Consider the following 9,104-nt stretch of genomic DNA (forward strand, 5'->3'; position numbering starts at 1 on the left):
CGCACCCACGGTTCGTGACAGGCGAGCGGGCAGGTCCGGGTAAAGCCTGATGACACGCGAAGAGGCCGCCCGCACGGCCCGTTGTCGCGCGAGATTCGCTTAGCGTGCGGGGACGGGCGAGGATGGAACCATGAGCCAAACCTCGGCAGCACCGAATTCCGAGACCGAGGCGCTCGGCTACACCTTGTGGGCCGTGTTCCGCCGCGATGCCGCCCACCCGGCGCCCGCTGCCGATCTGAGCCCTATCGTGCAGGTCGTCGAACATGCGGGAGTCACGGTGCGGGGGTTCTACGACGTGTCGGGACTCCGCGCCGACGCTGACCTCATGGTGTGGCTGCACGGCAGCGAGCCCGAGGTTCTCCAGTCCGCACTGCGCACGCTCCGCCGGGCCGAGCCGCTCGCGTCGCTGCTGCCGGTGTGGAATGCCATGGGCGTCCACCGCGCCGCCGAGTTCACTGCCAGCCATATGCCCGCCTTCATGCGGGGCAAGGAGCCCGAAGCGTGGCTCACGGTGTACCCGTTCGTGCGGTCGTACGAGTGGTACCTGCTGCCCGATGACGAGCGCCGCCAGATGCTCGCCGAGCACGGTCGCAGGGGCTCGGAGTTCCGCCAGGTGCTGAGCAACACGGTCGCGAGCTTCGCACTGGGCGATTACGAGTGGATCCTCGCCCTCGAGGCACCCGAGCTCGTCGATCTGGTGGATCTCATGCGCGACCTGCGGCAGACCGACGCGCGTCGACACGTACGTGAGGAGATCCCGTTCTACACCGGACGGCGCATCGGCCTCGACGAGATCGCCGAGGTGCTGGCGTGACCGCCCTCAGGATCGGAACCCGTGGCAGCGCCCTGGCGCTCGCCCAGACCGGGCTCGTCGCGGACGACATCGCGACCGAGACCGGCGCCTCGACGGAGCTCGTCACGATCACGACGGCGGGCGACCGGTCGCGCGAGCCGCTCTCCCGCGCCGGCGGGGAGGGTCTGTTCACCGGCGCACTGCGGGATGCCCTGCTGGCCGACGAGTGCGACGTCATCGTCCATTCCCTCAAGGACCTTCCGACAGCTCCGCACGCCGACCTGACGATCGCCGCAATCCCGGTGCGCGAAGACGCTCGCGACGCGCTGTGCGCCCGCGACCACTTCACGCTCGAGACGCTCCCCCACGGCGCGAAGGTCGGCACCGGCTCGCCGCGCCGTGCTGCGCAGCTGCGTCGCCGGCGACCCGACCTCGAGATCGTCGACATCCGCGGCAACGTCGACACGCGTCTCGCGCGCGTGTCCGAGACCGACCTGGATGCCGTGCTGCTCGCGGCCGCCGGACTGCGACGCCTTGGTCGCACCGATGCGGTGACCGAGTACTTCGACCTCACGCGCTGGCCGACCGCACCCGGGCAGGGCGCGCTGGCCATCGAGGTGCGACGCGGCGACGAAGGACTCGTTGCCGCCCTCGACCACATCGAGACGCGTGCCGCCGCCGAGGCCGAACGGCACGTGCTGGCCCTCCTCGAGGCCGGCTGCTCGGCGCCGCTCGGTGCGCACGCGATCGTCGACGCCGGCCTGCTGCTTCTCACCGCGAGCGTCTACAGCCTCGACGGCAGCACCACGCTGACCGCATCCCATGCCACTGAATGGCCCGACCCGACCGCCGCGGTCGACGTCGCGGCATCCGCTTCTCGCGAGCTGCTCGACGGCGGAGCCGCCGAACTGACCGGAGCCGCACGATGATCGAACGCCCCCGGCGCCTGCGCGCGACCCCGGCCATGCGACGCCTGGTCGCCGAGACCCGTCTGCACCCCGCCGACCTGATTCTTCCCATGTTCGTGCGCGAGGGCGCGACCGAGCCCGTCCCCATCTCGTCCATGCCGGGGGTCGTGCAGCACACGCTCGACTCACTGCGACGTGCGATAGCGCAGGCGGCGGATGCCGGCATCGGCGGCATCATGCTGTTCGGTGTTCCGGAGCACAAGGATGCGACCGGCTCGGGCGCGACCGACCCCCAGGGCATCCTCAACGTCGCGACGCGCGCGGCCGTCGCCGAGGCGGGCGACGCTCTCGTCGTGCAGACCGACCTGTGCCTCGACGAGTTCACCGACCACGGTCACTGCGGCGTGCTCGACGCCCAGGGCAGGGTCGACAACGACGCCTCCCTGGAGCGATACCGCGATATGGGCGTGGCGCAGGCCGAGGCGGGGTCGCAGCTCCTCGGCCTCAGCGGCATGATGGACGGCCAGGTCGCGGCCGTGCGCGACGCGCTCGACAGCACCGGGCACACCGGAACGCCGATCCTCGGCTATGCCGCGAAGTACGCGTCGGCGTTCTATGGCCCGTTCCGTGAGGCCGTGCAGTCCTCGCTCGAGGGCGACCGCCGCACGTACCAGCTCGACCCGGCGAACCGCCGCGAAGGCGTGCGCGAGATCGATCTCGACGTGGCGGAAGGCGCCGACGTCGTCATGGTGAAACCCGCGATGTCTTACCTCGATGTGCTGGCGGATGCCGCCGCCGCGTCCCCCGTCCCGGTGTGGGCGTACCAGGTGTCGGGTGAGTACGCCATGATCGAGGCCGCCGCCGCGAACGGCTGGATCGACCGCCGTCGCGCGATCGAGGAATCGGTGGTCGGCGTCCGCCGCGCAGGCGCCGACGCGGTGCTCACGTACTGGGCCGTCGAGCTGGCCCGGTGGCTGCGTTGACTCCTACCAACGAGCAGGAGTTCGCCCGCGCCCAGGCGGCAATGCCCGGTGGCGTGAATTCCCCGGTCCGGGCCTTCGGATCCGTCGGCGCCACGCCGCGCTTCTTCGTCTCGGCTTCCGGCCCGCGCGTCACCGATGTGGAGGGCCGAGAGTACGTCGACCTCGTCGGCTCGTGGGGTCCGGCGATCCTCGGGCACGCTCATCCCGCCGTCGTTCACGCCGTGCAGGATGCCGCGGCCCGCGGCCTCGGCTTCGGAGCGTCGACCCCGGGCGAGACCGAGCTCGCTGAGCTCGTGGAGCGGCGCATCGAGCGGAGCGGCATCCGCCCCATCGAGAAGCTCCGGCTCGTCTCGACCGGCACCGAGGCGACGATGACCGCGATCCGGCTCGCCCGCGGTGCGACCGGGCGCGACCTGGTCGTGAAGTTCGCCGGGCACTATCACGGCCATTCCGACGGACTCCTCGCTGAGGCCGGCTCGGGCGTCGCGACGCTCGCGCTGCCCGGCTCGGCGGGAGTGCCCGCGGCGATCGCGGCGCAGACCCTCGTCATCCCCTACAACGACCTCGACGCCGTCCACGAGGTGTTCGCCGCACGGGGCACGCAGATCGCCGCGATCATCGTCGAAGCGGCCCCCGCCAACATGGGCATCGTGCCGCCGGCCCACGGCTTCAACGCCGCGATCGCCGAAATCGCGCACGCCCACGGCGCTCTGCTCATTCTCGACGAGGTGCTGACCGGGTTCCGCGTCGGCAGCGCGGGCTGGTGGGGCATCGATCCGGTGCCGTTCGCGCCTGACCTCGTGACGTTCGGCAAGGTGATCGGCGGAGGCCTGCCGCTCGCGGCGCTGGGTGGTTCAGCCGGTGTGATGGACCTGCTCGCCCCGCTCGGCCCGGTCTACCAGGCGGGCACGCTGAGCGGCAATCCGCTCGCCGTCGCGGCCGGACTCGCCACGCTTCGAGCCCTCGACGCGGATGCCTACGCCCAGATCGACGCGGCCTCGACCACGATCGCGGATGCCGCAGCCGACGCCCTGACCGCCGAAGGCGTCGCTCACGTCGTGCAGCGATCAGGCAGTCTCTTCTCGATCGCGTTCGCCGCGACGCCGCCGCATGACTACGAGACGGTCAAGGCGCAGGACGCGTTCCGCTATCCGCCGTTCTTCCGCGCGATGCTGGATGCCGGCATCTCCCTGCCCCCGTCGGTGTTCGAGGCGTGGTTCGTCTCCGCAGCGCACGACGACGAAACCGTCGCGCAGATCGTGGCGGCTCTGCCCGCCGCCGCCCGAGCGGCGGCCGCCGCGACGCCGGCCTGAGCCGTCGTTGAGCGAGCGCAGCGAGACGAAACGCCCGGGGCAGGTACGGCGCGTTTCGTCTCGGTCGCTGCGCTCCCTCGCTCAACGACCGCGGATTAGCGGCCCCCGGCTCCGGTCGTTGAGCGAGCGCAGCGAGACGAAACGCGCCCCTTTGCGGGATCTTCGCTCAACGACTGGGGGTTGCCACGTTCACTGACACGGTGGCGGGCTCGAGCCCCGGCGCCTCGACCGCCACGATGATCGTGCCCGGCCCTGTCGGTCGGACGATCGCGAGTGCCCGCCCGTCGTAGGTCGTGACGGACGGGCCGGCGAAGGGTTCCTCGGTGCGAGCCCGCCCCGTGCCGATTCCGGCGAGCGTGCCAGGACCGTCGACCTTCACTGTGACGACACGATCCGCGTCGTTGACGACCACCCCCGACTCGTCCTCGAGAGTGATCCTGATGAAGCCGAGCCCATCGACCTCGACATCCGAAGTCTCGGCGCGAGCCACCAGCCGCGGGTCTCCGGTGGCGGTGCGCAGCGCGTGGCGCCCGACCTCGGTCCCACCGCGCCGAGCGACGGCGACGAGTTCTCCCTGCCGGTAGTCCATCGCGAATCGCGCTCGGAATGCCTTCTCGACACCGACCGCGCCCACGCCGATCGAGACTCCGTCGAGCAGCAGTTCCACCTCATCCGCATCCGCGTAAACGTCCACCACGATCGGGGAGCCGGGCGGCACATCCCACGTCCACGTCGCGAGCGTGTCGTCCCACGACCAGGGGGTGACGGCCGTCGGGCGGCCATGGTGCTGGGGTCGGTGCACCGCGAGATACGGGTCGCCCCGCAACCCGAACACGATCTCGCGGTAGTACGAGATGGTGCGGCGGAACCCGGTGATGTCGAGATCGCCGCACTCCGCGAGCAGATAGGGGTGCGGTCCCGTTGTACCGGTCGGCTCGTACCCCTCGACATCCGTGTAGTCGACGCGCCCGATGCCGGCTTCGCCGAGGTAGTCCCATCCCGTCCAGGTGAAGTCGCCGATGACGTGCGGAAGTCGCGTCACCAGCCCCCACATCACATCGATCTTCGCGGGGAAGGTCTCGGATCCCACGATCACGCGATGGGGGAACAGTTCGGCATCGAGCTCGTAGCGCGAGTCCGCGTAGTTGAATCCGACGATGTCGAGCACCGCGGCTGATTCCTCGGTCGATTCGGTGACGAGAGTAGAGGCGTTCATGAGCGCCATCTGCTCGCCCATGTCGGCCATCATGGTGTTCGGGTCGGCAGCGGTCGCGTCTGCCATAGCCGCAGCCATCTGATCCAGGTTCGCGATGATGCCATTGATCCCGTTCGTGACGAACCGGGTGTCGTCGAGCGCCCTGATGCCCTCGGCGAGTCGTCTGCTCCAGGTCGCACCGACTGGCGACGCGAGCTCGAGGATCTCATTGCCGATCGAGTAGAGGACCACGCTCGGGTGGTTGAAGTCCTTCGCCACGAGCCCCGCGATGTCGTCCTGCCAGCGTCGAGAGAACGTCGCCGATCCGTCGAATGCCGTCTTCGAGCGAGTCCAGACATCCGTGAGCTCGTCCATGACGAGTACGCCGTGCCGGTCGCACGCATCAAGCATCGCGCGGCTCATGGGGTTGTGCGCACTCCGGAGGGCGTTGAATCCCGCGTCCTTGAGCAGTCGCACCCGGCGGTCTTCCGCGGCGTCGATCGTGACCGCCCCGAGCGGGCCGTTGTCGTGATGAACGCAGGCACCGCGGAGCTTCACCACGTCACCGTTGATTCGCAGCCCGTGCCGCGCATCCAGCTGCAGGCGACGGATGCCGAAGGTCGCGGCATCCGTATCGATCTCTGCGCCGTCCGTATCAACGGCCACGGCACGTAGCCGGTACAGGGAGGGATGGTCGGGATGCCACAGCTCGGGAGTCGAGACGGCGAACCGCGCACGGGCGGTGGCCGTCGCACCGGGCAGGACAGTGACCGGCGCGGAGCCGCCGGCTACTTCGATGCCACCAGGCCCGACGATCGACCAGGTGACCCGCACGGTGCGGGTGTGCCGGGTATCGTTCACGACCTCGGAGGCGACCGCGATGACCGCGCCGTCAGCGTCGATGTCGGGTGTGGTGACGCGGAGACCGTTCAGTGCGAAGTGCACCGGATCGGCCACCAAGAGGTGCACCGGGCGGTACATTCCCGCACCGGAATACCAGCGACTGTCCTTGTGCGCCTTCGCCTCGACGGTGATCCGATTCGGCTCGCCGTAGCGCAGGAAAGGGTCGAGGACCGCGGTGAACGCGGCGTAGCCGTTGGGCTCGTGGACGACGAAGTCACCGTTGACGAAGACGACCGCATCGCGGTAGACGCCTTCGAATTCGACCGCGACGGTCTTGTCACGCCATTCCTCGGGCACGTCGATGGTCTTCGCGTACTCGAACACGCCACCCGGGTGATACCCGGTGTGAACGCCCTGCTCGCTCTCGGCCGAGCGTTCGAGGTCGCGGATCGCATCGTGCGGCAGCGTCACCGGCCTCGTCGGTGCGGCACCGTTGAGCGTCTCGAACGCACCGAGCTTCGGCCCGACCGTCCATCCGTCGTGGAAGGGAAGGCGGAACATATCGGGTCTCCTTGAATTCGTGCGCCCGGCTAGCCGATCGCGGCGGCAACAGCTCTCTCGGGATCATCCCGTGTCGTCGAGTAGGACTCGTCCTGCGCCCTCATCGCGAATCCGATGACGAAGCCGCGGAAGAAGACTTCGAGTGCCTGCGCCATGTCGACGACCTGACGATCCAGCAGCCATTGCACCTGCAAGCCGTCCATCATGGCGAGAGTGGCGACCGCGGCCTGCTGCGGCGTGACGCCGGCCATCAGGCGCCCCTCGCGTTCCAGCGTCTCGAACGACTCTCGCAGACTCGTACGGGTCAGCTCGTAACGGCCGGTGAAGTACTCGTGGGCAGGGTGATCCGGTGCTGTCGCCTCGGCCGAGAGCACGCAGTACAGCTCGACGACGCCGGGGATGGACGCGTTGTAGGCGGCGAGATCGATGAGACCCCGCAACGAGGCCTCTCCGGCATCGATGCCGAGCGGAACACGTTCGCGTGAATGCTGGTCGCGTCGATCGAGCACGGCCGCCAGCAGCGAGCTCTTGTTCGGGAAGTGATGCAGCAGGCCGGCCTCGCTCATGCCGACTTTTCCCGCGACGTCGCGGAGCGAACCGGATCTATAGCCGGACTCGGCGAACACCTCGAGCGCCGCATCGAGGATCGCCGTTCGTTTCGCACTCGTCTTCGCGTATTCGCCTCGCGGCTTCCGCGGGCGAGCTGGTGACGGGGTCTGGGTCATCATCTCCACCGTTTCTTCGGACCTTCTTCGGTCTTCTGTTGTTCGACCATCATCCGCCCTATTCCGCCCATTGTGGGGGCATCGCAAGCAAAAACCTAGCGATCACTAACTTTTTATCCCTAAAACCTAGCGATCACTCGGATTTGCTGCTAGCTTCTCGAAACAGAGGTGATCCGCAGTGGAATCGCCCCCTACCAAGAGGACTCGAAGATGATCCGATGGAAGAAGGTCGCGTCAGCAGCGGCCATCGCAGCCGCAGCCGCACTCATAATGACGGGTTGCGCTGGAGGCGGCGGCACCACAGACGGTGGTGGCGGCGACTCCGGTCGCGCAGACCGACTCACACTCACCGCAATCATCGGGCCCACAAGCTACGACATCGGCGCGGGGGCTGAGTACGGCAACCGCAGCCCGTTCTTCCAGGCCGTGTTCGACACCCTCCTGCAGAAGAACAGCAAGGGCGAGATCGAGCCCTGGCTCGCAACCGCGTGGGAGTACAACGAGGACAACACGGTCCTCACCCTCACGCTTCGAGACGACGTGACTTTCACCGACGGCACGCCGCTCGACGCCGCTGCGGTGGTCGGGAGCCTCGAGCGCTTCCGCGACGGCACGTCTCCGCAGGCCGCAACGCTGGCCGGTAAGGAGTTCGCCGCCGTCGATGACACCACCGTCACAATCACCCAGGACGCACCCGACCCGTCACTCGTGAACCTGCTCTCGATCGCTCCCGGTCTGATCCAGGCGCCGTCGTCGTTCGATGACCCGGACTCGGCGACCAACCCGGTCGGCTCCGGACCGTACGTCCTCGACACCGCGGCCTCGGTCACGGGGACGACGTACGTGTACACCGCCAACCCGGACTACTGGAACCCCGATGTCGTGAAGTACGACAACCTCACGATCAACGTCATCGAGGATCCGACCGCAACCCTCAACGCGCTCAAGGCGGGCGAGGCCAACGGCGCGAAGATCGTGACCAACGACACGATCCCCGAGATCGAAAGCTCCGGCTGGACGATCGAGTCCAACGAACTCGACTTCCAGGGACTTCTGCTGTTCGACCGCGCAGGCACGATGGCGCCCGAGCTCGCCGACGTGAAGGTGCGCCAGGCGATCAACATGGCCTTCGACCGCGAGGCACTCCTGCAGGCCCTCCAGTCCGGCTACGGCACCGTGACCGAGCAGGTCTTCCCCACGACGTCTGTCGGATATGACGACGCACTCGACAGCACCTATGCCTACGACCCCGACGCCGCGAAGGAACTGCTGGCGGATGCCGGCTACCCCGACGGGTTCACGCTGAACATGATGTCGACCCCGGCGTTCCAGACGACCTTCGATCTGGTGGCGCAGCAGCTCGCCGACATCGGGATCACGGTCAACTACACCGACCCCGGCGCGAGCAACTTCATCACCGACATGCTCGCTCCGAAGTACCCCGCGACGTGGATGCAGCTTGAACAGAACCCCGACTGGCAGCTGATCAACTTCATGATCGCTCCGCAGGCGACGTTCAACCCGTTCCACTCCGAGGACCCGAAGGTGAACGAGTACATCACGACGATCCAGATGGGCACCGAGGACGAGGCCGCGCAGGCCACCGCCGACCTCAACGCCTACCTGGTCGATCAGGCCTGGTTCGCTCCGTTCTTCCGAGTGCAGGGCACCTTCGCGGTGGACGCCAACACGAACCTCGAGTTCTGGCCGACCAACGCGTACCCGTCGATCTTCGGCTTCTCGCCCAAGAGCTGACCCGATCCGGCCCGTCCGCACGGCATGC

The 9,104-nt window shown here is 68.2% G+C and carries 7 protein-coding genes; 5 read left to right on the plus strand and 2 right to left on the minus strand.

From position 1 onward, the window contains the following. Positions 1–130 precede the first annotated feature (130 nt). From hemQ to hemL, 4 genes are read left to right on the plus strand one after another with little or no spacing between them, the layout of a single operon-like run. Positions 131–814, plus strand: coding sequence for a hydrogen peroxide-dependent heme synthase (hemQ, locus tag ABD188_RS16105; RefSeq protein WP_344064554.1), 684 nt, complete (start codon positions 131–133; stop codon positions 812–814). Then, positions 811–1,722, plus strand: coding sequence for a hydroxymethylbilane synthase (gene hemC / locus ABD188_RS16110; protein ID WP_344064558.1), 912 nt, complete (start codon positions 811–813; stop codon positions 1,720–1,722). The genes hemQ and hemC overlap by 4 nt, the downstream gene beginning before the upstream one ends. Then, positions 1,719–2,684 (plus strand): porphobilinogen synthase, encoded by a 966-nt coding sequence (hemB, locus tag ABD188_RS16115; protein WP_344064561.1) that lies wholly within the window; start codon positions 1,719–1,721, stop codon positions 2,682–2,684. Before hemC ends, hemB begins: the two co-directional genes overlap by 4 nt. 41 nt (positions 2,685–2,725) lie before the next feature. Further along, a complete protein-coding gene (gene hemL, locus ABD188_RS16120; RefSeq protein ID WP_425561381.1) occupies positions 2,726–3,997 on the plus strand; it encodes a glutamate-1-semialdehyde 2,1-aminomutase in 1,272 nt (423 codons plus the stop codon). 166 nt (positions 3,998–4,163) lie between these two features. On the opposite strand, the gene ABD188_RS16125 is transcribed toward hemL, so the two are convergent. After that, the gene (locus ABD188_RS16125; protein ID WP_344064568.1) at positions 4,164–6,596 is read right to left on the minus strand and encodes a glycoside hydrolase family 2 TIM barrel-domain containing protein; all 2,433 of its coding nucleotides are present in this window, start codon (positions 6,594–6,596) and stop codon (positions 4,164–4,166) included. A gap of 29 nt (positions 6,597–6,625) precedes the next feature. Then, positions 6,626–7,321, minus strand: a complete 696-nt coding sequence (locus tag ABD188_RS16130; RefSeq protein WP_344064571.1) for a TetR/AcrR family transcriptional regulator — start codon at positions 7,319–7,321, stop codon at positions 6,626–6,628. Between the two features lie 210 nt (positions 7,322–7,531). Between ABD188_RS16130 and ABD188_RS16135 the strand changes: the two genes are divergently transcribed. After that, on the plus strand, positions 7,532–9,076 hold the full coding sequence (locus ABD188_RS16135; protein WP_344064574.1) for an ABC transporter substrate-binding protein: 1,545 nt from the start codon (positions 7,532–7,534) through the stop codon (positions 9,074–9,076). Positions 9,077–9,104 lie beyond the last annotated feature (28 nt).

It is taken from the genome of Microbacterium pumilum (genome assembly GCF_039530225.1).
GTDB lineage: Bacteria > Actinomycetota > Actinomycetes > Actinomycetales > Microbacteriaceae > Microbacterium > Microbacterium pumilum.